General features: G+C 62.8%; 18 protein-coding genes. 5 read left to right on the forward strand and 13 right to left on the reverse strand.

Features of this window, described 5'->3' with window-relative positions; genetic code table 11:
- Nucleotides 1–14: 14 nt before the first annotated feature.
- The 5 genes from ABHM97_RS07285 to ABHM97_RS07305 all read right to left on the reverse strand — a co-directional run bounded on the left by ABHM97_RS07285 (nt 15) and on the right by ABHM97_RS07305 (nt 5752).
- The gene (locus ABHM97_RS07285) at nt 15–683 is read right to left on the reverse strand and encodes a lysophospholipid acyltransferase family protein (RefSeq protein WP_235521722.1); all 669 of its coding nucleotides are present in this window, start codon (nt 681–683) and stop codon (nt 15–17) included.
- Nucleotides 670–1386, reverse strand: a complete 717-nt coding sequence (locus ABHM97_RS07290; RefSeq protein WP_349470117.1) for an HAD hydrolase-like protein — start codon at nt 1384–1386, stop codon at nt 670–672. The genes ABHM97_RS07285 and ABHM97_RS07290 overlap by 14 nt, the downstream gene beginning before the upstream one ends.
- A gap of 61 nt (nt 1387–1447) precedes the next feature.
- A complete protein-coding gene (uvrA, locus tag ABHM97_RS07295) occupies nt 1448–4375 on the reverse strand; it encodes an excinuclease ABC subunit UvrA (RefSeq protein WP_349470118.1) in 2928 nt (975 codons plus the stop codon).
- A 65-nt stretch (nt 4376–4440) separates the two neighbouring features.
- Nucleotides 4441–4821 (reverse strand): GntR family transcriptional regulator, encoded by a 381-nt coding sequence (locus ABHM97_RS07300; RefSeq protein ID WP_235521719.1) that lies wholly within the window; start codon nt 4819–4821, stop codon nt 4441–4443.
- A 154-nt stretch (nt 4822–4975) separates the two neighbouring features.
- Nucleotides 4976–5752, reverse strand: coding sequence for a trans-aconitate 2-methyltransferase (locus tag ABHM97_RS07305; RefSeq protein WP_349470119.1), 777 nt, complete (start codon nt 5750–5752; stop codon nt 4976–4978).
- A gap of 70 nt (nt 5753–5822) precedes the next feature.
- On the opposite strand from ABHM97_RS07305, the gene ABHM97_RS07310 reads away from it, so the two are divergent.
- The 4 genes from ABHM97_RS07310 to ABHM97_RS07325 are packed head-to-tail and all read left to right on the forward strand — an operon-like array spanning nt 5823 to nt 11616.
- Nucleotides 5823–8357, forward strand: a complete 2535-nt coding sequence (locus ABHM97_RS07310; protein WP_349470120.1) for a DEAD/DEAH box helicase — start codon at nt 5823–5825, stop codon at nt 8355–8357.
- Nucleotides 8358–8368: 11 nt separating this feature from the next.
- Nucleotides 8369–9760 carry a CoA transferase gene (locus ABHM97_RS07315; RefSeq protein WP_349470121.1) on the forward strand — a complete coding sequence of 464 codons (1392 nt, stop codon included), beginning with the start codon at nt 8369–8371 and terminating at the stop codon, nt 9758–9760.
- 13 nt (nt 9761–9773) lie between these two features.
- The gene (locus ABHM97_RS07320) at nt 9774–10286 is read left to right on the forward strand and encodes a GNAT family N-acetyltransferase (protein WP_235521715.1); all 513 of its coding nucleotides are present in this window, start codon (nt 9774–9776) and stop codon (nt 10284–10286) included.
- On the forward strand, nt 10279–11616 hold the full coding sequence (locus tag ABHM97_RS07325) for an alpha/beta fold hydrolase (RefSeq protein WP_349470122.1): 1338 nt from the start codon (nt 10279–10281) through the stop codon (nt 11614–11616). The genes ABHM97_RS07320 and ABHM97_RS07325 overlap by 8 nt, the downstream gene beginning before the upstream one ends.
- A gap of 45 nt (nt 11617–11661) precedes the next feature.
- Here ABHM97_RS07325 and ABHM97_RS07330 read toward each other — a convergent pair whose 3' ends face one another.
- The 4 genes from ABHM97_RS07330 to coaE form a co-directional block, all read right to left on the reverse strand.
- Nucleotides 11662–13008, reverse strand: coding sequence for an MFS transporter (locus tag ABHM97_RS07330; protein WP_349470123.1), 1347 nt, complete (start codon nt 13006–13008; stop codon nt 11662–11664).
- A gap of 28 nt (nt 13009–13036) precedes the next feature.
- Complete coding sequence (locus tag ABHM97_RS07335; protein ID WP_349470124.1) at nt 13037–14065, reverse strand: TerC family protein; 1029 nt, start codon at nt 14063–14065, stop codon at nt 13037–13039.
- Nucleotides 14066–14230: 165 nt separating this feature from the next.
- Nucleotides 14231–16330, reverse strand: coding sequence for an excinuclease ABC subunit UvrB (gene uvrB, locus ABHM97_RS07340; protein WP_235521711.1), 2100 nt, complete (start codon nt 16328–16330; stop codon nt 14231–14233).
- Nucleotides 16331–16359: 29 nt separating this feature from the next.
- Nucleotides 16360–17598, reverse strand: coding sequence for a dephospho-CoA kinase (gene coaE, locus ABHM97_RS07345; RefSeq protein ID WP_235521710.1), 1239 nt, complete (start codon nt 17596–17598; stop codon nt 16360–16362).
- Nucleotides 17599–17620: 22 nt separating this feature from the next.
- On the opposite strand from coaE, the gene ABHM97_RS07350 reads away from it, so the two are divergent.
- On the forward strand, nt 17621–18310 hold the full coding sequence (locus ABHM97_RS07350; RefSeq protein ID WP_349470125.1) for an IMPACT family protein: 690 nt from the start codon (nt 17621–17623) through the stop codon (nt 18308–18310).
- 100 nt (nt 18311–18410) lie between these two features.
- On the opposite strand, the gene rpsA is transcribed toward ABHM97_RS07350, so the two are convergent.
- The 4 genes from rpsA to polA all read right to left on the reverse strand — a co-directional run bounded on the left by rpsA (nt 18411) and on the right by polA (nt 25232).
- Nucleotides 18411–19886 carry a 30S ribosomal protein S1 gene (rpsA, locus tag ABHM97_RS07355; RefSeq protein WP_090821282.1) on the reverse strand — a complete coding sequence of 492 codons (1476 nt, stop codon included), beginning with the start codon at nt 19884–19886 and terminating at the stop codon, nt 18411–18413.
- Nucleotides 19887–20070: 184 nt separating this feature from the next.
- Nucleotides 20071–21015 carry a polysaccharide deacetylase family protein gene (locus tag ABHM97_RS07360; RefSeq protein WP_349470127.1) on the reverse strand — a complete coding sequence of 315 codons (945 nt, stop codon included), beginning with the start codon at nt 21013–21015 and terminating at the stop codon, nt 20071–20073.
- 47 nt (nt 21016–21062) lie between these two features.
- The gene (locus tag ABHM97_RS07365) at nt 21063–22376 is read right to left on the reverse strand and encodes a GNAT family N-acetyltransferase (RefSeq protein ID WP_349470128.1); all 1314 of its coding nucleotides are present in this window, start codon (nt 22374–22376) and stop codon (nt 21063–21065) included.
- A gap of 84 nt (nt 22377–22460) precedes the next feature.
- Nucleotides 22461–25232, reverse strand: a complete 2772-nt coding sequence (gene polA / locus ABHM97_RS07370; RefSeq protein ID WP_502921264.1) for a DNA polymerase I — start codon at nt 25230–25232, stop codon at nt 22461–22463.
- Nucleotides 25233–25234 lie beyond the last annotated feature (2 nt).

Genomic DNA, 25234 nt, shown 5'->3' on the forward strand with positions numbered 1-25234 from the left:
CAGGGCCCGGGTGGCTAGTCCACGGATTTGCTCTGGTTGTAGCTCGTGGAGCGTTCCTGTCCGCTGAGCAGAGCAATGGCATCCATGATCTTGTCCGTGACCTCGCGGCGGGCGGGCAGCGAATGATCCGGGCCCGTCTTATCGAAGTAGAGCGGTTCGCCAACCTTCATGGTGAAGTGCTGGGGACGGACGGCATTCTTATCCGCCGGCTGGAGCTTCTCTGTGCCGATCAGCCCCACGGGGATGACGGGTGCACCCGTAGTCAGGGCAAGCCAGCCCACGCCGGTGCGTCCACGGTAGAGGATTCCATCGCGGGACCTGGTGCCTTCGGGGTAGATGCCGATGCCCTTGCCCGACTCGAGGATATCCAACAGGGTCTTCAACGCCTGGACGCTGGCCGCCTGCTCGCCGCGCTCTACGGGGATGGAACCAACAGCTTCAAAGAAGGACTTCATCACAGCGCCTTTGACGCCCTTGGTGGTGAAGTATTCAGCTTTGGCAAAGAACGCGACGGGTCGAGGCATCAGCGCCTGAACGATCACGCTGTCAAGGAAGGAGAGGTGATTGGGGGCCACAATGAACGGGCCGTCGGTGGGTACGTTCTCAAGTCCAATGACCGTAGGGCGGCAGGTGGACGAAATGAGCCCGCGGGTAGTCCACCGGATCGCATCAAATACTGCCATCGTTTTGTACCTCGCTCAGGGCTGCCGCGCGGACAGCGTCAAGTTCTTCAATTGTGCTTTTCAGTTCGAGCGCGGTGCCCACCACGGCCACTGCCCCGGCCTGCTCGAGTTCGCCGTCGGGGGCAAAACCCCAACGGACGCCGATGCAGTCCAGCCCGTTGGCCATGGCACCTGCGACGTCCTGATGCCTGTCCCCCACCATGACTGCGGGTTGCGAGTGAAGGTCGGCCAGAGCAGCGCCCACGATTTCAACCTTGCCGGAAGCAGTGTTGGCGCCCAAGGACTCGTCGTCAGCCGCGCCCCTTATGGAGACGAAGAAACCGGCAATCCCGTGATGCTCCAGGACAAGGCGGGCAATGGACTGTGGTTTCTGGGTAGCTACTGCCACTGGACGGCCGGACTCAGCAAAGTCCTGCAGAAGATCGTGGATACCCGGATAAAGCTTGCTCTGGGCGATACCGCTTTCCTTGTAGTGGCGCCGATAACGGTCAATGACCTCGTCCACCAATTCTGTGGGGACATTGGCCAAATGCAGGAGCGAATAACTGAGCTTGGGGCCCACCATGGAATTCAGGACTGCCTGCCCTGGAACAGGAAGGTCCATTTCCCTGAGGGCGGCAGAGATTCCCCCGGTTATACCGCCGGCAGGATCGACAAGGGTGCCGTCCAGATCGAATATTACGGGCACCTTTGTTTGAGTCACCGGGTTAGTTTCTCACGAGTAGCGGCATGCCTGAAACTCGCATGCCGCTACCGGAATACTTCTATCCCAGAATCTCGGCCAGGAATGTTGCGGTGTGGCTCTCCGTGGATTTAGCCACTTGCTCGGGTGTTCCCGTGGCAATAATCCGGCCACCGCCGGATCCACCGTTGGGGCCAAGGTCCACGATCCAGTCAGCTGACTTGATGACGTCCAGGTTGTGTTCAATGGTGATAACGGTGTTGCCCTTGTCCACGAGCCCTTGGAGAACCATCAGGAGCTTCCGGATGTCCTCAAAGTGGAGCCCGGTGGTGGGCTCATCCAGGACGTAGATGCTCCTGCCGTTGGAACGCTTCTGGAGTTCGGCTGCCAGCTTGACGCGCTGAGCCTCGCCCCCGGACAACGTAGTGGCAGGCTGGCCGAGCCGTACATAACCCAGGCCAACGTCCACCAGGGTCCTCAGGTGCCGCGCGATGGGGGTGAAGGCCGCAAAGAATTCCGCGCCTTCCTCGATGGGCATGTTGAGGACGTCGGCGATCGTCTTGCCCTTGTAGTGGACCTCAAGGGTTTCCCGGTTGTAGCGGGCTCCATGGCACACTTCGCAGGGAACGTAAACGTCCGGCAGGAAGTTCATTTCGATCTTCAAGGTGCCGTCACCGGAGCAGGCTTCGCAGCGCCCACCCTTGACGTTGAAGGAGAACCGTCCCGGCTGGTAGCCCCGGACCTTGGCTTCGGTGGTCTCGGCGAACAGCTTGCGGATGTTGTCGAACACACCGGTATACGTTGCCGGGTTGGACCGGGGCGTGCGGCCGATGGGACTCTGGTCGACGTGGACCACCTTGTCCAGGTGCTCCAGCCCCGTCACGGTCTTGTGGCGACCGGCGACCTGCTTGGCGCCGTTGAGCTTATTGGCCAGCACCTTATAGAGGATCTCGTTCACCAGGGTGGACTTGCCGGAACCGCTGACACCTGTGACGGCGGTGAAGAGTCCCAGGGGGAACGTCGCGTCAACGTTGTTGAGGTTGTTCTCCCGGGCACCAACAACCTTCAATTCGCGCCTTTTGTCGTATTTACGACGCTTCTTGGGGATGTCGATGGTGCGGCGGCCAGACAGGTAATCGCCAGTCAGCGACTCGGTGTTCGCCAGGAGCTCTTTATAGGTTCCGGAGTGCACAACCTGGCCGCCGTGCTCGCCGGCGCCCGGTCCGATGTCCACCACCCAGTCGGCCTCATGGATGGTGTCTTCGTCGTGCTCCACGACAATCAGCGTGTTACCGAGGTCCCGGAGGCGCGTCAGCGTTTCGATGAGCCTGCGGTTGTCGCGTTGGTGGAGTCCGATCGATGGCTCGTCGAGGACATACAGCACACCCACAAGGCCAGAGCCGATCTGGGTTGCCAGCCTGATCCGCTGCGCCTCGCCGCCGGACAAGGTGCCGGAGGGCCGTTCGAGGTTGAGGTACTCCAAACCGACATCCAGGAGGAAGGTCAGCCGGGCCTGGATTTCCTTCAGCACCTGGTTGGCGATCTGCGCTTCCCTATTGGTCAGGGTCAGGCTGCCCAGGAACTCCGCACATTCCCGCATTGGGAGGGCTGCGACTGCGGCGATCGACTTGCCGTTGATCAATACCGACAGAGACGCCGGGTTCAGGCGCGCGCCATTGCACTCAGGGCAGGGGATTTGGCGCATGTATTCTTCGTAACGGTCGCGGGCCCAATCCGAGTCCGTTTCCCCGTGCTTCCGGTGGACATACTGGATGGCGCCTTCGAAGCCGGTGCTGTACTTGCGCTCACGGCCGAAACGGTTTTTGTACTGGACAACGACCTTGTGGTCCTTGCCGTGAAGCACGGTGTTGCGGACGTCCTTCGGGAGTTTCTCCCACGAGGTCTTCATGGAGAAGCCCAGTTCGTGGGCCAGGCCCTCCAGGAGGCGGTTCCAGTATTCGGTGGTCGCCGTACCCAGCGACCATGGGGCGATGGCGCCCTCGCCAAGCGACAGTTCCGGGTTGGGAACTATCAATTCCTCGTCGACTTCAAGCTTGGTACCAATACCACTGCAGGCGGAACACGCACCGAAGGGATTGTTGAACGAGAAAGAACGTGGCTCGATCTCATCGATGGCCAGGGGATGTTCGTTGGGGCAGGCCAGGTTCTCGGAGAACGCCCGGATGCGTCCAGGATCTTCAGCATCGAGGTCGACGAATTCGACCAGGACGCGTCCCTCGGCCAAGCCCAGGGCTGTTTCAACAGAGTCGGTGAGCCTTTGGCTGATGTCTTCCTTGACCACCAGGCGGTCCACCACAACTTCGATGGTGTGTTTGAACTGCTTGCCCAGCTTGGGAGGATCGCTCAGCTGTACCAGCTCACCATCCACACGGGCACGGGAGTAGCCCTTGGCGGTCAGTTCTTTGAAAAGGTCAACGAACTCGCCCTTGCGTCCGCGCACCACGGGTGCGAGGACCTGGAAGCGCGTACCCGTCTCCAGCTCCAGGAGCTGGTCCACGATTTGCTGGGGAGTCTGCCGGGTGATCGGCTCGCCGCACACTGGGCAGTGCGGGCGGCCAACGCGGGCCCACAGGAGCCGCATGTAGTCGTAAATCTCAGTGATGGTGCCCACGGTGGAGCGCGGGTTCTTGCTGGTGGACTTCTGGTCGATGGACACCGCAGGTGACAGGCCCTCGATGAAATCGACATCGGGTTTGTCCACCTGGCCAAGGAATTGGCGCGCGTAAGCGGACAGCGATTCCACGTACCGGCGCTGGCCTTCAGCGAAGATGGTGTCAAAAGCCAGCGATGACTTACCGGAACCCGAGAGTCCCGTAAACACGATCATGGCGTCCCGCGGCAGGTCCAGGTCCACGTTGCGAAGGTTGTGTTCCCGGGCGCCCTTGACCACCAGGCGCGACAGGTCCGGCCTGGCGGGCTTGGTTTCAAGAACGGCTGGGATGCTGTTCGGCGATTCGATGGCGGTATCTTCAGCTAAGGCTTTGGGCACCTACCAATGCTAATCGAAAACTTCTTCGAATTTCCATGTCGTGCCTCACACCCTACTGATCGGTATCAGTCGGCGTCGTAGGCGGCCGCGAAAAGCTGCACCGCTTCAGCGAAGGAAGCCCCCTGTGCTTTTGCGGCGGCCGCATATTCGGCAGCTACGCCTGCCAGCGCTCCCCATCGGTCATCCCGCGCGCAGACCACCGTGCCGTTCCTCCCCCGGGTAGCCACAACGCCGGCCGCTTCGAGCTCCTTGTAGGCACGGGCCACTGTATGCGGCGCAACATCCAGTGCACCTGCAAGATTTCGAACGGGAGGAAGTTTCGACCCGACCGCAAGGATTCCGGAGTCCACGAGTTCAATGATCCGAAGGCGTAACTGTTCAAAGAGTGCGACGGCGCTCCCGGTATTGGGACGCCAGGTGCCGGGAAAATCGCCTGTAGGAGTCATCAGTGACTCCGGCCGGTCACCGGCGTCGTGCGCGGCGTGAGGGGTTCGAAACGTCCATGGTCCATGTCGAAAATTAGACCAGCGACGCCGGTACGGGACAAGCCGGTCCGGCGGGGGAAACTGTCGGCTGCTGGAATTGGCGGCAATCCGGGGTTCAATTCTTGCGCGCGACCGCAAAGATCCGCCGGAAAGGAAAAACTGTGCCGTGTTTCGTGGCCGGATAAGCTTCCCGCAGCATCGCGGCGTATTCCTGCTCGAAGTCTGCGGCTTCCTCCGCGGACAAAGCCGCCAGCACAGGTCGCAAGCCCGTGCCGCGGACCCACTCCAGAACAGGGTCTTCGCCGGTCAGTACCTGCTGGTAGGTGGTCTCCCAAGCGTCAGCCGTACAACCGGCGTCGAGCATGATCCCCAGGTAGTCCGCAGGACTGCCTACCGCGCCATCGTGCCGAAGGACGCCCGACAAGCGGGGCGACCAGCGGGGTGACTCCGCAAGTCCGCGCATCAGTGCATGGGACGGAGAAGTGAAATTTCCCGGTACCTGCATGGCGAACCATGCGCCGGGTTTGAGGTCGCGCAGCCAAGCAAACACCATCTCCTGATGCCCCGGTACCCATTGGAGTGCGGCGTTCGTGACAACCACATCAGTATCCGCATCCGGTTCCCACTGTGCGATGTCGCCAAGCTGGAACGACAACTGCGCGGTGTCTTTCGCCAACGATTCGGCTTTGCTTAGCATGTCGGCAGAGGAGTCAATACCTACCACGCGGGCTCCAGGCCAGCGATCGGTCAGCGTCGCCGTCAGGTTTCCGGGGCCGCAACCGAGATCCACCACCTTGCGCGGGTGACTGGCCTGGACCCTCCCCACGAGGTCATGGAACGGCCTGTCCCGGTGGTTACCGAACTCGATGTATTTGGACGGGTCCCACTTCATTAGAGCCTCCTCGCTTCTGGCATCGCTGCTGGGCCGAGCCTAAACCGTGCGGGCACTAAGCTGGAAACCAATGAAACTTCTTGAGCAGCTTCCCGGTTCCCCCGATACCGGTCCCCTGGACCCGGACGAAATATACACACGGTTCGTGGAGTGGACGGAGAGCCGCGGGCTTCAGCTGTACCCGGCCCAGGACGAAGCGATCATGGAGCTCGCCTCGGGCGCCAACGTCATCCTTGCGACTCCCACGGGCTCCGGAAAGTCCCTGGTGGCGATCGCTGCGCACTTCGAAGCCATGGCGCGCGGCCAACGGAGCTACTACACCGCCCCCATCAAGGCGCTGGTGTCGGAAAAGTTCTTCGCCCTGTGCGACATTTTCGGCGCAGAGAACGTTGGCATGATCACCGGTGACTCCGGGGTGAACCAGGATGCGCCGATCATTTGCTGTACAGCTGAGATCCTCGCGAACATCGCCCTCCGCGAGGGTGCTTCTGCCGAGCTGGGCTCCGTCATCATGGACGAGTTCCACTTTTACTCCGACCCGCAACGGGGGTGGGCCTGGCAGGTGCCATTGCTGGAACTCCCCCAGGCCCAGTTCCTCCTTATGTCCGCGACGTTGGGCGATGTGACGCGCTTCGAGGCCGGCCTGACGGATCTCACCGGCCGCTCCACCACCACTGTGAGCTCGGCCGAACGCCCCATCCCGCTGCACTACTACTACCAGGTGACGCCTGTCCACGAGACCCTTGAGGAGCTGCTCGCCACCAAGCAGGTTCCGGTGTATGTGGTCCACTTCAGCCAAGCCGAAGCCATTGAGCGCGCCCAGAACCTCATGAGCATCAACATGTGCAGCCGTGACGAGAAGGACCGGATCGCTGAACTCATCGCGGGCTTCAGGTTTGCCGCCGGATTCGGAAAGACCCTCAACAGGCTGGTCCGCCACGGCATCGGCGTCCACCACGCCGGAATGCTTCCGAAGTATCGCCGCTTGGTGGAGCAACTGGCCCAAGCAGGACTCCTGAAGGTTATTTGCGGCACTGACACGTTGGGTGTTGGCATCAATGTGCCCATCCGCACTGTGCTGTTGACGGCCCTAAGTAAATACGACGGCGTTCGAACCCGCCCCCTGAACTCCCGTGAGTTCCACCAGATCGCCGGCCGCGCAGGCCGTGCCGGCTACGACACTGCAGGCACGGTGGTGGTCCAGGCTCCCGAACACGTGGTGGAGAACACCAAAGCCATGGCCAAGGCCACGGCCAAGTTCGGCGACGACCAAAAGAAGCTGCGCCAGGTGGTCAAGAAGAAACCGCCGGAGGGGTTTGTTTCCTGGGGCGAGCCGACGTTCAACAAACTGGTGGAGTCCATACCGGAGCCGCTGACGTCCAGCTTCACCGTCACCCACGCGATGCTCCTGAATCTCATGGAACGTCCTGGCGACCCCTTCCAGGCAACCCGCAGGCTTCTCAGCGAAAACCATGAGAGCCGGCCCGCACAGCTGAAACTGATGAAGAAAGCCTTGGGAATCTATCGTGAGCTCCTGGCAGCAGGAGTTGTTGAACGGATCCCTGAGGACCAGCAGGAAGCCGAGGGGCGCTCGGTTCGTCTCACAGTGCACCTGCAGGCTAACTTTGCCCTGAACCAGCCGCTGTCCCCCTTCGCCCTTGCCGCATTGGAACTGCTCGACCCAGAGTCGCCGTCATATGCCCTTGATGTTGTGTCCGTGATCGAGTCAACGCTTGAGAAGCCACGGCAGATACTCTCCGCCCAGCAGAAGAAGGCACGCGGCGAGGCGGTTGCGGCCATGAAGGCTGATGGCATCGAGTACGACCAGCGCATGGCCATGCTCGACGAAGTAACCTACCCCATGCCGTTGGCGGAGATCCTCGGCGAAGCCTTCGAGGTGTACCGCAAGGCAGCCCCATGGGTTGGCGACTTTGAGCTCGCACCGAAATCGATCATCCGTGACATGTATGAGCGCGCCATGAACTTCGGGGAGTTCGTCCAGTTCTACGGCTTGGCGCGTTCGGAGGGCATCGTCCTCCGTTATCTGGCGGACGGTTTCCGGGCCCTCCGGCAGACCGTTCCCCAGGACCTGCTCCGTGAGGATCTCGAAGACCTGATCGCATGGCTGGGGGAACTGGTGCGCCAGGTGGACTCCAGCTTGCTGGATGAATGGGAAGAACTCACCTCAGGGGCTGCCCCAACGCCGCACGATGCGCCACCGCCCCCGCCTCCGTCGCTGACGTCCAATATCCGGGCTTTCCGGGTAATGGTCCGCAACGAGATGTTCCGCAGGGTCGAACTTTTCGCCGACGAGGATTCCAGTGCCTTGGGCGAACTCGACGCCGATGCCGGCTGGGATGCCGGGCGTTGGGAAGACGTGTTGGACGATTACTTTGACGAACACGACGACATCGGCACCGGACCCGACGCGCGCGGACCCGGTTTGCTCATCATCACCGAAGAGCCCGGCACGTGGAAGGTCCGGCAAATCTTCGATGACCCGGCAGGCAACCACGACTGGGGCATTTCGGCCGAAGTGGACTTGGCAGCCTCCGATGAGTCCGGCACTGCAGTGGTCCGCGTGACGGACGTCAACAGGCTCTGAGCGGGAAGCCCATGGGAAGCATCCCCGACCTCGCTGCAGGCTTGCGGAACCTTGGCGCATTGGGTGGAGTGCCTCCCGCTGCCTGCGACGGTCCGCGCCGGTGGTGGGGTGGTGCATTGGACGTGGAAGGCCTCGCGCTCGGCTCAGTCCAGGCGGTGGCAACTGCGCTCAACGCACTCACCGGGTCTCCCGGCAGGTATTCCACCTCAGCCGCTCCTGCGGCGGCTGCATTCGATTCACTGGGGCACCTGAGAATCGCGGGACAGAGAGCGATGGGCTTTGCTCCGATGTCGGGCTTCAGGCCCACGAAGGATGGCTGGATCCGCCTTCACGCCAATTACCCCCACCATGCTGCCCGTTTGCTGGAAGCTCTTTCGGCGTCCAGCCCACAGGACGTGGACCGTGCGCTGTTGTCCATGACCTCCCTGGAGGCCGAGGCCGCGATCGTGGCCAACAAGGGCGTGGCTGCGGCCGTCCGGAGCCGCACCGAATGGCTCGCCTCGCCGATGCATCATGCGGCGGCCTCCGGCGGCTGGATCGACATCGAATCTTCGGCTGAGCATGCTGCCGCCTTGCACCGGACGGCGTGGTTTCCTGCCGGCAACCCAAGGCTGCCGCTGAACGGATTACGGGTCCTGGACCTGACCCGTGTCATTGCCGGCCCCACCGCAACTCGGCTCCTGGGGGCCCTCGGCGGGGACGTACTACGCATCGACCCGCCCCAGCTTCCGGAATTAACGGACGCTTTCGTCGATTCAGGTTTCGATAAGCGAAGCGCCGAGGCGGATCTTGGCCGGACCGCGGACTTGGGCGTCATCAACGGGCTGGTTGCTTCGGCCGACGTTGTGGTCACGGGATACCACGACGGCGGCCTGGACCGTTTCGGTCTGGGGCCCGGTGCGCTGTTGGCTGGCAGGCCCGGCCTCGTCGTCGCCACCTTGACGGCGTGGGGCCAGGGCGGACCGTGGAAGGGGCGACGCGGATTCGACAGTCTGGTCCAGGCAGCGACGGGGATCGCCGAACGATACAGTCAGCACGACGACGCAGGGTGGAAGCCCGGCGCCTTGCCTGTCCAGGCGCTGGACCATGCCACAGGGTACGGACTGGCTGCCGCCGTCATCGCTTTGCTGGGCGAACGGCTTCATACAGGACGCGGTGGGGTGGCCAGGATGTCACTGGCGCGGACCGCCGAGGAACTTTTTGCCCTGCCCCGGGACTACCGGGATGTTGCAACCGGTCCGCTGCCGGAACCTGACGTCGTTGTCACGGACAGTCCCTATGGGACTCTCAAGTACGTGGCGCCGCCCCTCCTGGTGGGAGGCACGCAGCTGATGTACCGGGAGCCGCCCGTAAGGTACGGATCCTCGGTGTTGGCCTGGCGGCGGCAGGCCGATCTCCCCTAGTAAGCTCGATGCCATGAGTGTAATCCGACCCGCCACAGTTGAAGACGTTCCCGCAATCCTTCGTATGATCCACGATCTTGCGATCTACGAGAAGGAACCGGACGCCGTCAAGAACACTCCTGAGATGCTTTCGGACGTCCTCTTTGGGGACAACCCCCGGGTATACGCCACCATCGCCGAGAATGCCGCGGGCACGGTGCAGGGCTTTGCTTTGTGGTTCCTGAACTACTCCACGTGGGAAGGGGTCCACGGTATCTACCTTGAGGACCTTTATGTGGAACCGGATGCGCGCGGCGAGGGCCACGGCAAGGCGCTGTTGCAGCACCTGGCCGCAACCGCCGTCGAACGTGGATATGCGCGTGTCGAGTGGAGTGTCCTGAACTGGAACGAGCCCTCGATCAACTTCTATAAGAACCTTGGAGCCTTCCCCATGGCGGAGTGGTCAACATTCCGCCTGACAGGTGACGCGCTTGAAGCCTTTGGCGCGACTTCCGACCCCGCTAACCAGGCACTCACCCGTGGCTGAAACCGTGCTGCCCAACAACGGCCACAGTATCCGCGGCCGCCACGAATTCCGTGGGATCCGAACCGTGGAGCACTACTTCACAGTCCCCCTGGACCACGCAGCGGAGAGCCCGACCGGTTCCGGCGAAACCATCTCGGTATTCGCCCGTGAATACTCCTCCACCGCGCACACCCCCGAAGCTGCCAGCCGCTTGCCCTGGCTCCTGTACCTCCAGGGCGGCCCGGGTGGCCGGGGCAACAGGGTCACTTCCCTCTCCGGGTGGATGAAAGCCGCCGCTAAGGATTTCCGGATCCTCATGCTCGACCAACGCGGCACGGGGTTGTCCACCCCCGTCGAGCCCAAGAGTCTGGAACGACGGGGAGATGCGGAGGCGCAGGCGGAGTACCTGACGCATTTCCGCGCGGATTCCATCGTTGCCGACGCTGAGCACATCCGATCGGTCCTGGACTCGGGACCCTGGTCCGTCCTGGGCCAAAGCTTCGGCGGGTTCTGTGCCTTGACGTACCTGTCCTTTGCGCCCGAAGGACTGCGGGAAGTGCTGATTACGGGCGGGCTGGCCCCACTCCAGGGTGCGGCCGACCGCGTGTACCAGGCCACCTTCCGCCGTGTCGCGGCCCGTAACGCCGAGTACTTTTCCTGGTATCCCGAGGACCGGGAACTTGTCACCCGGATTGTGCGCCATCTGGAGGAGCAGCCGGAGTTCCTGGCCAGTGGCGAGCGGCTGACGCCTGAGCGGTTCCAAATGGTGGGATCATTCCTGGGAGGCAACGGCAGGGTTGATGCACTGCATTACCTCCTGGAGGATGCGTTCATCGAGACCAGTAACGGCCCGCGGCTCTCTGAGTCGTTCCTCGAACAAGTGCGGGCGCTGGTGAGCAGGGGAACCAATCCCCTCTACGCCGTGATGCACGAGTCAATCTACGGCCAGGACGAGGCCACGGATTGGGCCGCTTGGAGGGTCCTGCGGGACTACCCCGAGTTCGAGCCCGGTGCTGAAGCGCCGCTGCTCACCGGCGAAATGGTGTATCCGTGGTACTTCGAGCAGGACCCATCCCTCGCCCCAATGCGCGAGGTGGCCGGCCTGCTGGCCAGCAAGAAGGACTGGAAGCCCTTGTACGACACCGAGCGGTTGGCAACCAACACTGTGCCTGTTGCGGCTGCGGTGTACAAGGACGACATTTACGTTGACCATGACCTTTCACTGGAGACGGCAGCCGCCGTGCGTGGGCTCCAGCCGTGGGTCACCGCCGATTTCCACCACGATGGCATTGGCGAGGACGGTGAAGGCATCTTCGGACGGTTGCTGGGCATGGTCCGGACTGCCCGCTAGGCCACGAAATCACCGCACCGCTGCCAGCACTGGGTCGAACCGGGGTCACTGCGGTGTCTGCTGGCGGGACTGCCCTGCGTGGCGGAGGGGTCCCCGTAAGGCCGCAACGCCGGCGAGGGCCAGTACGGCTGCCGCCACGATGCTCGAAGCGATGTTGAGGCCCTGGTAGCCGATCCAGGCCAGGAGCAACCCTGAGGTGGCACCGCCCACCGCTCCGGCTGCGCCCATCAGCGTGTCCGATACGCCCTGCACAGTGACGCGTTGGCCTGGTGCGACGCTCTCTGCCAGCAAGGTTGAGCCGGCAATCGTGGCTGCGGACCAGCCCAGGCCGAGCAGGATCAGTCCGCTGGTGACCAGGACGGGTTCGTGCTGCCCGAAGCCGGCGATGAACACGGCCAGCAGCAAGAGGCCGTGCCCCAGAGCGATGGTCTGCAGCCGCCCGGCCCTGTCCGTCAGCCAGCCCCATAATGGCGACAAGGCGTACATTCCCGCAATGTGCAGCGAAATGGTCACGCCTATGATCACCAAGGCGTCCGTGCTGTCGGTGGTGCCGCCGTGGTGCCCCTGATGCGATCCACCCAGCAGCTGCTGCAAATGCAATGGCGTCATGGACATGACAGCCACCATCACGCCGTGGGCGCCCACCACCGCCGTGAGCGCCAGCATCGCCTGCGGGGACGAGCGGACAGCCCGGAGGCCGGACCCGACAGTGCCCCTGATGCGTTTCTCCCCTGCCTCGCTAGGCCCATCGGCGGCGGCGAGGCGACGGGCCAGCAGCAAGGGATCGGGCCGTAGGCCGACGAAAAGCAGAACGGCTGCCAGCAGCAGGCCGGCCGCGGAAAACACGAACGGTCCAACGATCGGAGGCAGGCCCAAAGCGGCTCCGACGACAGCGCCGGGCTGGATCAGGTTCGGCCCTGCGACCGCGCCGATGGTGATCGCCCAGACCACCGTCGAGAGCGACCGGCCACGGTGCCCGGGTTGCGCAAGGTCGACGGCGGCAAACCTCGCCTGGAGGTTTGCCGCGGTACCAAGCCCCAGCAACGCCGCGCCCAACAGCAGGACGACGAAGAGTTGGCTCATCACGGAAACGATGATGAGAAGCGCCCCCGCCATGGCTGCCACCAAACCCGTCACAAGACCAACACGGCGCCCCCGCGACTCCGCCAACCGTGCCAACGGTAGGGCCGCGATCGCTGCGGCCAGGGTCAGGACCGTTGTAATGGAACCCGCCCAGGCCTCAGACCCGGTCAGGTCCACAGCCAGGAGTGACCCGATGGACAACGTGGCTCCGTTGCCGACTCCGCTCAGGAGCTGGGCTGAGCTGAGCAGGAAAACGGAACGGCGCTGGACCCGTTGAGGGTCCAGCGCCGTGGTCGAAGTGGTGTTCACTTCATGAGACTACAACGATCCAAGCCTGTTATTCGGCTTCGCTCAGGCTCTTTCGTGCGTCCTCTTCCAGCCTGGCATCCATCTTGGCTTTGCGGGCTGCCGGGCTCAGGAGGCTGGCCACGACTGCCACAATGATGGTTCCGACGATGACCGCGAGCGAGACGTACGTGGGGATCTCCGGAGCCCACTCGATGTGGTGGCCACCGTTGATGAAGGGCAGTTCGTTGACGTGCATGGCGTGGAAGACCAGCTTGACGCCAATGAACGCCAGGATCACGGACAGTGCGTGCTTCAGGTAAACCAGGCGTGTCATCAGACCGCCGAGCAGGAAGTACAACTGGCGCAGGCCCATCAGCGCGAAGATGTTCGCGGTGAAGACGATGAACGCGCTTTGGGTAAGCCCGAAGATCGCCGGGATGGAGTCGACAGCAAACAGGAGGTCTGTGAGGCCGATGGTCACGAAGACGATCAGCATGGGGGTGAAGACCTTCTTGCCGTTAACGGTGGTCCGCAACTTGCCGCCGTCGAACTTCTCCGACATGGGCAGGACCTTGCGGAGGCGCGCAATAAGCGGGTTCTCGGCGCCTTCTTCCTCATCTTCACCGGAGTCCTTGGCCTGCTTCCAGGCAGTCCACAGCAGGAACGCGCCAAAGATGTAGAACACCCAGCTGAACTGCTCGATGACTACAGCGCCGAGTGCAATGAAGATTCCCCGAAGGACCAAGGCGATGATGATACCCACCATCAGCACTTCCTGTTGGTACTTACGGGGCACCGCGAACCGGGCCATGATGATGATGAAGACGAACAGGTTGTCGATGCTCAGGCTGTACTCGGTAACCCAGCCCGCGATGAATTGGCTGCCGTACTCCGGACCGGTGAAATAGAACATTGCTCCGGCGAAGACCATGGCCAAGGCCACATAGAAGGCGACCCACAGGCCGGCTTCCTTCATTGAGGGTTCGTGGGGGCGTTTGACGACCAGCAAGAGGTCAATCAGCAGAATAATTCCAAGGACGACGAACGAGCCGACCTCGAACCAGACAGGGAGCTCCATTTAGGGGCCTTTCGCAGGGTACGTGAAAGCGGTGTAAGTCTCTCCGGCCGCCTGGAGACTTAGTGCTCTGACATGGCGACCCGCTAGGCCCGGCGAGGCAACCATGCCTTGCGTGCTGACGGACTTAGCGCTTGGGATACTCCCCTACGTGCTTCCAACCTTACCTTAGGCGTGGCCCGCGGACTGCATCTGCCTTAGTTCCCGCTTCAACTCCTTGACCTCATCCCGGATCCGGGCAGCCACTTCGAACTGCAGCTCGGCCGCCGCCCCGTGCATCTGCTCCGTGAGCTGCTCAATGAGTCCCACAAGGTCCTCAGCGGGAGCTGCAGCGAGCCCGTCCTGCCGGACCGTCGCGGCACCCTTCGCGGCTGACTTACCCCGCTTGGCACCCTTGGCCAGGCGGTTGTTGTTCAGCAGCTCCTGGGTGTCGGCGTCCTCCTTGGCCAGCTGGTCGGTGATATCGGCGATCTTCTTGCGCAGCGGCTGAGGGTCAATGCCATGGTCGGTGTTGTACTGGACCTGGATGGCACGGCGACGGTTGGTCTCCTCAATGGCGTGGGCCATGGAGTCCGTGATCTTGTCCGCGTACATGTGCACTTGGCCCGAAACGTTGCGTGCAGCACGGCCGATGGTCTGGATCAAGGACGTCGAGGAACGCAGGAAGCCTTCCTTGTCCGCGTCGAGGATGCTGACAAGGGAGACTTCGGGCAGGTCGAGGCCTTCACGGAGCAGGTTGATGCCCACCAGGACATCGAAGACGCCCATGCGGAGCTCGCGGAGCAACTCGACGCGGCGCAGGGTGTCGACGTCGGAGTGGAGGTATTCCACTTTGACGCCGTGGCCCACCAGGTAGTCGGTGAGGTCTTCCGCCATCCTCTTTGTCAGGGTGGTGACAAGGACGCGTTCGTTCTTTTCGGTCCGTGTCCTGATCTCCCCCAGGAGGTCGTCAATCTGGCCCTTGGTGGGCTTGACCACAACCTCGGGATCGATGAGCCCCGTGGGACGAATGATCTGCTGGACAAAGCCATCGGCCTTACCCAGCTCATATTTGCCAGGGGTGGCGGAGAGGTAAACGGTTTGGCCGATCCGTTCCAGGAACTCGTCCCATTTCAGGGGCCTGTTGTCCATGGCGGAGGGCAGCCGGAAACCGAAGTCAACCAGGTTTCGCTTGCGGGACATGTCGCCCTCGTACATGGCACCGATCTGGGGAATGGTGACGTGCGACTCGTCAACGACCAGGAGGAAGTCGTCGGGGAAGTAATCCAGCAGGCAGTGGGGCGCCGTCCCGGGTGCGCGGCCGTCAATATGTACCGAATAGTTCTCGATGCCGTTGCAGAAGCCCATCTGCTGCATCATCTCGAGGTCGTACGTGGTGCGCATCCGAAGCCGTTGCGCTTCCACCAGCTTGTTCTGCCCCTCGAGCACTTTCAAGCGGTCGGCAAGTTCGTCCTCGATGCGCTTGATGGCACGTGCCATCCTTTCCGGTCCGGCCACATAGTGGGAGGCCGGGAACACGTACATTTCCTCTTCCTCCCGGAGCACTTCTCCGGTCAGCGGATGCAGGGTCTGGATATTCTCGATTTCATCGCCAAAGAATTCGATCCTGATGGCCAGTTCTTCATACATCGGGATAATTTCCACGGTGTCGCCCCGGACCCGGAATGTTCCCCGGTGGAAGTCCATGTCGTTGCGGGTGTACTGCATGGAAACGAACCTGCGCAGCAGGTGGTCCCGGTTCATCTCCGCTCCCTTGCGGAGGGTGACCATTCCGGCAATGTATTCTTCCGGCGTGCCCAGGCCGTAGATGCAGGACACCGTTGCCACCACGATGACGTCGCGGCGGGTGAGCAGCGCGTTGGTGGCGGAGTGGCGCAGACGTTCGACTTCCTCGTTGATGGAGGAGTCCTTCTCGATGAAGGTGTCCGTCTGCGCTACATATGCTTCCGGCTGGTAGTAGTCGTAGTAGGAGACGAAGTACTCCACCGCGTTGTTGGGCAGCAGTTCGCGGAATTCATTGGCCAACTGCGCAGCGAGGGTTTTGTTCTGGACCATCACCAGGGTGGGCCGCTGCACCTGCTCGATGAGCCACGCCGTCGTGGCGCTTTTGCCTGTACCTGTGGCGCCGAGGAGGACGACGTCTTTTTCGCCGTTGTTGATGCGTTCTGTCAGCTCAGCAATGGCGGTCGGCTGGTCACCGGCGGGTTTGAACTCGCTGATCACTTCGAACGGTGCGACGACACGGTTGATTTCCTGGGCAAGGCTCATGAATCAAATCTACCCCCGTCCGAGGACAGCTACTGTCCGCGTTTGCCATCAGCGGAAGAGGAATACGACGGCGGCACCCACCCCGTGCGGGCAGCCCACTCATCCATGAGCGGCCACGCCACAACGGTGAACCACGGTTCCTTGGCGTCCGCGTAGGCAGCGGTGTCCAGGTCTTCGGAATGTTGGGCTGCGAGCTCCCGCTTGTGCTCTTCGTAGAGACGCACAGCAGAGGGTTCGGCTCGCAGCCAGTCACGGAACTGCAGGGCATAGCGCCACCCGGCTGACCCTGCCGCCCGAACGTGCAGGTTCACCGGCCGGCCCGGGTCCGCGTTGGCATGGAACCTCTTTTCCCACTGCCGGGCATCCGGAAGGGAGGGTTTTGGCGTGTCATGGGTGATGTTTGGGACAGCGGGATAGCCGGCAGCGGCGAGCAGCGGTGCTATCCGGTCTGCCGTTCCCGGATCAGCTACCGTGACCTGGAGATCGATAACGTCCTTGGCTGCCAAACCGGGCACGGACGTCGAGCCTATGTGGTCAACGGCTAGGATCTCCCCCGGAGCGGACGCAGCGATGCGGGCCGCGAGCCGCCCGGCCTGCAGGCTCCACGTGGGGTCGGCGGGGACCATGACGGCTGCACCCGGCCTTGGAGCGCGTTTGCCATGGCGCAGGTTCTCCACGAACGGCACCAGGCGTTGCTCCCAGAGGACGTCGACGCGGGCCAGCAGTTCCTCCCGCGTGCCTACGTTGGTCAACACAACGTCAGCGGCGGCATTGCGGGTTTCGCGCGTCGCCTGGGCAGCGATACGGGAACGGGCATCGTCCGGTGCCATACCGCGAAACTCCACCATCCGCTGCAGGCGCACGTCGTCCGGCGCATCCACCACCAACACCAGGTGGAAGTTACTGCCCTGCCCTGTCTCAACCAACAGCGGAATGTCCTGCACCACGACGTCACCGGCGCCGGCAGCTGCTACGACCGCCGCGGCGGCTTCACGGACCAGCGGGTGGATGATGCCGTTGAGCACTTCCCGCTTCCCGGCGTTGCCAAACACGATGGAGCCCAGCTGGGGCCGGTCCAGCCGTCCGTCTTGATCGAGGATGCCCTGACCGAATGCCTCCACCACCCGCTCCAGGCCGGGAGTGCCGGGTTCCACCACCTGCCGTGCAAGGGCATCGGCGTCGACGAGGACAGCGCCCAATTCCTGCAGCCGTGACGCGACCAGTGATTTTCCCGAGGCGATGCCGCCCGTCAGCCCAATCTTCAACACCACTCAACACTAGACTGAAGCGGTGGAAATTGAGGACGACAGCCGCGCAACAACCTACACAACGCTGGCCGCGGGTCCTGATATCCGCCACGAACTGGAGATCCGCCGATCCAGGTTCATTACCGTCCTGCGTCGTTCGCCTGACGAGGAGACCGCCCGTTCGCTCGTGTCGGACTTGCGGCGGGAATTCCATGACGCCCGCCACCATTGCTCTGCGTTCGTCATCGGGCCGGACCGCATGGTCCAACGCTCCAGTGATGACGGTGAGCCCTCGGGAACGGCCGGCATTCCCATGCTCGAAGCCCTCATCAAACGCGAAACAGCACCGCAGGTGACCGACCTGAGCGACGTAAGTGTCGTCGTCGTGCGCTATTTCGGTGGGATCCTGCTGGGTGCGGGAGGGCTGGTGCGCGCCTATTCGGAGTCCGTCTCGTCAGCCTTGGAGTCCGCTCCCCTGGTGAACCGCCGACGGTTGCGGCTCTGTGCAGTGGAAGTCCCGCACGCAGAAGCGGGCCGCCTCGAAAATGAACTCCGGGGCGCAGGTTACGTCATGGCCGAAACCGGTTACGAGGCCAGGCACACCATCCTTCGGCTGGCCCTCGCGGACAACCCCGCCGAGATAACCAAGGCCCAGGGCAAGTTGGCGTCGCTGACGGCAGGGTCCGTCGAGTTGCGGCCCGAAGGAACTGAATGGATTGACATGCCCCTCTGATCTGCCCGCACCCGTCGCGATCCGACGAACGCAAAAGGACCCCTGCCCGGAGGCAGGGGTCCTTTTTGGCTATTCAGCACATCCCGTGAGGGATGCGGAATTAGTTGCCGGTGAGCTTCTCGCGCAGAGCGGCGAGTGCTTCGTCGGACGCCAGGGTACCGGCGTTGGACTCAGCAGCAGCCGGCTCCGAGGAGTAGCTGGTGGTGCCGGAGTCGCTCTCGCCCGACGTTGCAGCTGCAGCGTCGTCGGCAGCGTGCTGGGCAACCTGCTTCTTGTGGGCTTCCCAGCGGGTCTGGGCGTCAGCGTACTGCTGCTCCCAGGCTGCACGCTGGTTCTCGTAGCCTTCGAGCCATTCGTTCGACTCGGGGTCGAAGCCCTCAGGGTACTTGTAGTTGCCCTCTTCGTCGTACTCAGCGGCCATGCCGTACAGAGCGGGATCGAACTCGGTGCTGTCAGCGTCCACGCCCTCGTTGGCCTGCTTGAGGGAGAGGGAGATGCGGCGACGCTCGAGGTCGATGTCGATGACCTTGACGAACAGTTCGTCGCCAACGGAGACAACCTGCTCGGCCAGCTCCACGTGGCGGACAGCCAGTTCGGAGATGTGCACGAGGCCTTCGATGCCGTCTTCGACGCGAACGAACGCACCGAACGGAACCAGCTTGGTGACCTTACCCGGAACAACCTGGCCGAGGGCGTGGGTGCGGGCGAAGGTCTGCCACGGATCTTCCTGCGTAGCCTTGAGCGACAGGGAGACACGCTCGCGGTCCAGATCCACTTCGAGGACCTCGACGGTGACTTCCTGGCCAACCTCGACAACCTCGGACGGGTGGTCGATGTGCTTCCAGGACAGCTCGGAAACGTGAACGAGGCCGTCTACGCCGCCAAGGTCCACGAATGCACCGAAGTTGACGATGGAGGAAACAACGCCGGGACGAACCTGGCCCTTTTCCAGCTTGTTGAGGAACGTGGAGCGAACCTCGGACTGGGTCTGCTCGAGCCATGCACGGCGGGAGAGGACAACGTTGTTGCGGTTCTTGTCCAGTTCGATGATCTTGGCTTCGATCTGCTGACCGATGTACGGAGCCAGGTCGCGGACACGACGCATTTCGACGAGGGATGCGGGCAGGAAGCCGCGCAGGCCGATGTCCAGGATGAGGCCACCCTTGACAACCTCGATGACGGTACCGGTAACGACACCGTCTTCTTCCTTGACCTTCTCGATGTCGCCCCAGGCACGCTCGTACTGAGCACGCTTCTTGGAGAGGATCAGACGGCCTTCTTTGTCTTCCTTGGTGAGGACCAAAGCTTCGACCTGATCGCCAACAGCGACAACGTCGCCGGGATCAACATCGTGCTTGATGGAAAGCTCGCGGGAAGGGATGACACCTTCGGTCTTGTAACCGATGTCGAGCAGAACTTCGTCGCGGTCGACCTTGACGACGGTACCTTCGACGAGGTCACCGTCGTTGAAGTACTTGATGGTGGCGTCGACAGCTGCGAGGAAGTCCTCAGCGGTACCGATGTCGTTAATGGCGACTACGGGGGTACCGGGCTTCTCGGTGGAGGTGATGGTCATGTAGTAGGGGCTCCGTTGTGGATAGTTAGTCGGTCAGGCGAACCGCTACCGCCCGGGTCCGGACGGCAGAACACGGCAAATTACCGGGTCATCCTGATTTGTGGATTAATACAAAATGGATGCATGCACGTAGTACACGCCCGTTTATTCTAGTCGCATTGGCAAAGCATGGTCAAAAGGAGTCCTACGGGGTGAGCACGTCGCTGAGCCGCCCGAACCCAATGCCCCTGTCCAGCAGCCTCGGTAGGACAAGCGCATAGCCTTCCGCCGTGCCCCCGGCCGGCCGGTTGAAGTGTGAAATGACGATGTCACCGGCGGCTACCCGACCCACCTCGGCGGCGACGGTTGCCGCCGGATAGGTGGCTCCGCCGTCGCCGTTTACGGAGAAGTTGACGGGCACCAGGCCCACCCGGTGCGTCATGGCAGCAGCCACGTCGTCGTAGTAGGCCGTCCCTGGGCGGAAGAAGCGTGGCCTTGTCCCGGTCAGTTCGTGCACCACGTCCTGGTTGCCCATGAGCTCGTCGTAAGCCGCCGAAGCGGTAGCGGTTCCGGCGATTCCGTATGCCGACTTACCATTCACGGACAAGGGAAGGTGCGCAGTTCCGTGGTTGGCGAGCTCGAACAGCGGGTCGGCGGCCAGCTCCGCAGACAGCCCCTGGTTGGCACGGATCCAGCGGCTGTTCAAGAAGAGGGTGGCGGGGATGTTGAGCCGGCGCAGCGTTTCCAGCAGCTTCTGGTCGCATGCTGCCCCTCCCGGTCCGCCGCAAGCATCAAAGGTGAGGGCTACTTGCCGCGACTGCGAGTTGTTCACCACCCCGGTCACGTGGAGGCCCCATTCCTTGGGGCGGCGTTCGGCGAACTCCGCCAGGATCTGCTGCTTGTCCGGCACCGCCGGGGCCAGGGCAGCAGCGGCCTGCTCACGGGACCTGGCAGCGATGGACGGCGGCGGCGTAGCCGGGCCCGTTGCCGGGCCCGACGCCGGTAGGGTCGCCTCTCCCGTTGCGTCGGCATCGGTGCCGGAAGCGTTTGCTGTCTCTGAGCATGCTGCCAGGGCCGCTGAAGCGAAGCCGGCTATTCCGAGCAGCACTGATCGACGGCGGACCAACGGCCGCCGCGTGGAATCCCCCATGGATGTCCCCGTCTTGTTGTGGCTATCTGATGATGTTGGGCTAAGGCTTAGAAGTGGGTCATGCAGTGTGCGGACCGCTCAACTGCGAAGAGCTGCTGGGCTTGGAGCGCAGCGCCTGGACGCTTCTCCTTGATCCGTCCCGCGGCGGCCAACGTCACCGGTGACACGGCACCCAAATAGATCGACGCGAGGTCCGCCGCGTCCAGCCTGAGGTCGGCCGTCTCGCCCGCAGCGTCCCGCACGACGGCGGTGCTGCCGCCGTCGGACTCCACGACCCAGGCGCCGTCCGCCAGTCCTAACGGATCTGCTACTTCCATGACCAGCCTCCCTGCCGACGCGTAATGGCGTGCTTGCAGGGCTGCCGGGGTGTCCAGGATCCGGAGCCACAGCATGTCTCTGATTTCCGAAGCGTCGATGCACCTCGGATCTTCAAGGGCCCATGCCAGGGGGTCGTCCACGGGAGCCTCAGCCCACGTGATCTCGTCAATGAGGTCGATGCTGCCCAGGAAGCGCCAGAGATCAAGATACCCGGCATTTGTCGCCGCTACCAGGTCAACGATTTCCATGGTGTACGGCTTGTGCTCCCACCCTTTGAAGCGGTAAGAGACGTAGCCGTCCAACGCTCCGGAAAGGTCATAGTGCAGGGCACAGCGAACACTGGCGTCGGGCTTGCCGTCGGGGCCAATGGAGCCGGACGCGATCAGCCGGTAATACTCCTGCCGGTCCACTGAACCCGGCGATAGCCGGTGGACGCGCTCGAATACCTTTGGCGCCACGTCCAGGAGCACCGCAGGATCGGCGACCTCGACGGTGCCCTCCGAGTCGCCCTTCAGTCGGAAGCGTGGCCCGGTATCAACTTTGATGCTCCGTTCGAACGTAGCCACCCCGAAGCCAAAGCGGCCATAAATGGAGCCTTCGGACGCCGTGAGGGCAGCCATGGCCAAGCCATCGTCCTTGGCAGACTCCAGGTCGGCCGTGATCATTCCCCGAAGGATTCCGTTCCTGCGGTGGGTGCCACGGACCGTCACTGACGTAACCAAATTGGTTTCCAGGTGGCGTCCGAAGCCGATGTTCAGGGACCTGCGCATCGTGGCGTACGTCGCCACGGGTACGTCGGCACCCAAGGAATGGTCCGGCACGGTGCCGTTGACGTAAACGCCGGTCAGCTGTCGCTGGTCAGTCTCGTAAGCAGCGAGCGTCTTGGCCAGGAATTCGTCATCGCGCCGTTGCTGGTGGAAGCCATGTGAAACTGCCTGCACCCACGTGGCGCATCGGCCGTAATCGGCATCTTCCGGGTTTCCTACGGCAGGAAATCGCCGGGCGGAGTATTTTTCAAGGTTTGGTTCATTGGGATCAGCCACGCTCCCGAGCCTAACCAGACGCCGGAGGGCGCGCCACCATCTCGGCGGCGCGCCCTCCGGCGATCCATTGAATGCCTGCCCGGGTTAGTGTCCGGCCTCGTACCAGCTTGAACCCACGCCGATCTGCACATCCAGCGGGACTGAAAGGTCAGCTGCCGAGCCCATCTGTTCGATGACCAGTTTCTCCACAGCCTCGCGCTCCCCCGGTGCCACTTCGAGAACCAGTTCGTCGTGGACCTGCAGCAGCAGGCGGGACTTCAGGCCCTGTGTGGCCAGCTCCGCGGAAACGCCCAACATGGCGCGCTTGATGAGGTCCGCCGCCGAGCCCTGGATGGGTGAGTTCAATGCGATGCGCTCTGCTGCTTCGCGGGCCTGCCGGTTGGTGCTGGTCAGGTCCGGCAGGTAGCGCCGGCGGCCTTCGATGGTGGCCGTGTAACCATCCGTGCGGGCCTGGTCCACGACGCCGCGCAGGTAATCGCGAACTCCACCGAAACGGTCGAAGTAGTCCTTCATGAGGGTGCGCGCCTCATCGACGGAGATCTCCAGCTGCTTTGAAAGGCCAAAGGACGTCAGGCCATATGCCAGGCCGTATGACATCGCCTTGACCTTGGAGCGCATGGCACTGGTGACCTCGGACGGCTCAACGTTGAAGATCCGTGAGCCCACAAAGCGGTGCAGGTCCTCGCCGTCGCGGTAAGCCTGGATCAGGGCTTCATCGCCGGACAGATGCGCCATGATGCGCATCTCGATCTGCGAGTAGTCCGCGGACAGCAAGCACTCGTAGCCCTCGCTGACGACGAAGATACCCCGAACACGCCGTCCTTCCTCGCTGCGGACGGGGATGTTCTGCAGGTTGGGGTTGTTGGAGGAGATACGGCCGGTTGCTGCGATGTTCTGCGCATACGTGGTGTGGATGCGGCCATCGTCGGCAACGGACTTCTTGAGGGTCTCCACCATCTGGGCCAGCTTGGAGGACTCACGGTGCGCCATGAGCTGGACCAGGAACTCGTGTCCGGTCTTCTCCAGCAGCCCCTTCAAAGACGCAGCATCCGTGGTGTAGCCGGACTTGATCTTCTTGGTCTTGGGGAGCCCAAGTTCGTCAAAGAGGACGGTCTGGAGCTGCTTCGGCGATCCGAGGTTTACCTCGTGGCCGATCGCAGCGAACGCCTGTTCCTGGGCATTGCCGATCACCTTGGTGAGGTCGGCAAGTTGCTCATCCATTCGGTCCGTGGAGACGTAGATACCCGTCAGCTCCATCTGCGCCAGGACGCGCGCGACGGGAAGTTCAAGCGTCGTCAGCAGGGCATCGGCCTTGATGTCGGCAAGTTCGGTTTCGAAGTGCTTGCTGAGTGCGTGCACGACGGCGGCATGCTGGACGAGCGCTGTTGCGGCAACTTCGTCGGTTTCCCCGGAAAGGTCCAGCTCCAGCTGGCCGGAGGGGGCTGCAGCCGCCGCGAGCGAAATTTTCAAGTGCACCTGGGCGAGCTCGGCGAGGTCGTAGCTGCGACGGTCGGGCTGGATCAGGTAACCGGAAATCGAGGTGTCATCCACCACGCCCTCAAGTCCAAGGCCCCGGTTGTGCAAGGCCTTGAGCGCCGATTTGAACTCGTGCAGCACTTTGGCTTCTTCGGGGTCCCGAAGCCAGCGAAGCAGCACGGACTCTGCCGCCGCATCCAGGTCCGCGAGTTCAATGTACGCAGCACCGTTGTTGCGGACTACTGCCAGGGCACTCGCGTCGTCACCGATGCGCCCGGGAACCAATTGCACCGCGAGGGCTGAGCGCATGCCGGCCCCTGCGCCGAAGAACGCCTCCAGCGACCCAGCGTCCGTGATCCTGGAAAACTCCGGAGCGTCGATGGTGTCCGGTGCGGCACCGGCCGTGTCGTCGCCGTAAAGGTCGAAGAGCCGGGTGCGGAGCGTCCGGAATTCGAGCTCTTCAAAGAGCTCTTCAATTGCCTGGCGGTCAGGGCGTGGTTCGTGCAGGTCCGCCAGGGTGAGGGGCAGATCAAGATCGGACAGCAACTGGTTCAGCCTGCGGTTGCGCTTGACGTTCTCCAGGTTCTCCTTGAGGGCACCGCCGACCTTGCCGCCGATGGAATCGAGGTTTTCCAGAATGCCTTCAAGGCCGCCGTAAAGGTTGATCCATTTGGCAGCGGTCTTGGGGCCAACGCCGGGAACACCGGGCAGGTTGTCCGCCGATTCCCCGACCAGTGCGGCGAGGTCCGAGTAGAGGCTCGGTTTGACGAAGTACTTCTCTTCGATGGCAGCAGCGTCCATCTTGGGGATGTTGCTGACGCCCTGCTTCGGGTAGAGCACAAAAACGTTGTCGTTGATGAGCTGGAAGGCGTCCCTGTCACCGGAGACAAGGAGGACCTCGAAGCCCGCCGCGTCGCCCTGTGCTGCCAGCGTAGCCAGGACATCGTCCGCTTCATATCCGGGCATGGCAATGGTCCGGATCCCCCATGCCTCCATGACCTTGGCAATGAGTCCGATCTGGCCCGCGAACTCCGCGGGGGTGGCGTTGCGTCCGCCCTTGTATTCGCTGTACTCGGCCTTGCGGAACGTGGTGTCGTCGGAAACGTCGAAAGCCACGGCAACGTGGGTGGGCTTCTGATCCTTGATCAGGTTGATCAGCATGGACGTGAAGCCGTGCACTGCGTTGGTGTATTGCCCCCGTGCAGTGGAGAAATTCTCGGCGGGAAGGGCATAGAACGCCCTGAACGCCATGGAGTGGCCATCGAGGACCAGCAACCTGGGCCGGCCCTCCCCCGTGCTGTTGGCTGAAGGTGCGGGTGCTGTAGCGACGGCAGCAGCCTGGGCCGTTGGAACCTGGTCCGGTTTGGTTGTTTCACTCACAG

The sequence above is a fragment of the Paenarthrobacter sp. CAP02 genome, assembly GCF_040137855.1.
In the GTDB taxonomy this organism is placed as follows: domain Bacteria; phylum Actinomycetota; class Actinomycetes; order Actinomycetales; family Micrococcaceae; genus Arthrobacter.

What these genes read in the sequence shown, in the direction of transcription:
- ABHM97_RS07310 (WP_349470120.1), top strand. Translation starts at nt 5,823, where the DNA reads ATGAAACTTCTTGAGCAGCTTCCCGGTTCCCCCGATACCGGTCCCCTG.
- ABHM97_RS07315 (WP_349470121.1), top strand. Translation starts at nt 8,369, where the DNA reads ATGGGAAGCATCCCCGACCTCGCTGCAGGCTTGCGGAACCTTGGCGCA.
- ABHM97_RS07335 (WP_349470124.1), bottom strand. Translation starts at nt 14,065, where the DNA reads ATGGAGCTCCCTGTCTGGTTCGAGGTCGGCTCGTTCGTCGTCCTTGGA.
- rpsA (WP_090821282.1), bottom strand. Translation starts at nt 19,886, where the DNA reads ATGACCATCACCTCCACCGAGAAGCCCGGTACCCCCGTAGTCGCCATT.
- ABHM97_RS07360 (WP_349470127.1), bottom strand. Translation starts at nt 21,015, where the DNA reads ATGGGGGATTCCACGCGGCGGCCGTTGGTCCGCCGTCGATCAGTGCTG.
- ABHM97_RS07285 (WP_235521722.1), bottom strand. Translation starts at nt 683, where the DNA reads ATGGCAGTATTTGATGCGATCCGGTGGACTACCCGCGGGCTCATTTCG.
- ABHM97_RS07320 (WP_235521715.1), top strand. Translation starts at nt 9,774, where the DNA reads ATGAGTGTAATCCGACCCGCCACAGTTGAAGACGTTCCCGCAATCCTT.
- ABHM97_RS07300 (WP_235521719.1), bottom strand. Translation starts at nt 4,821, where the DNA reads ATGACTCCTACAGGCGATTTTCCCGGCACCTGGCGTCCCAATACCGGG.
- uvrB (WP_235521711.1), bottom strand. Translation starts at nt 16,330, where the DNA reads ATGAGCCTTGCCCAGGAAATCAACCGTGTCGTCGCACCGTTCGAAGTG.
- ABHM97_RS07305 (WP_349470119.1), bottom strand. Translation starts at nt 5,752, where the DNA reads ATGAAGTGGGACCCGTCCAAATACATCGAGTTCGGTAACCACCGGGAC.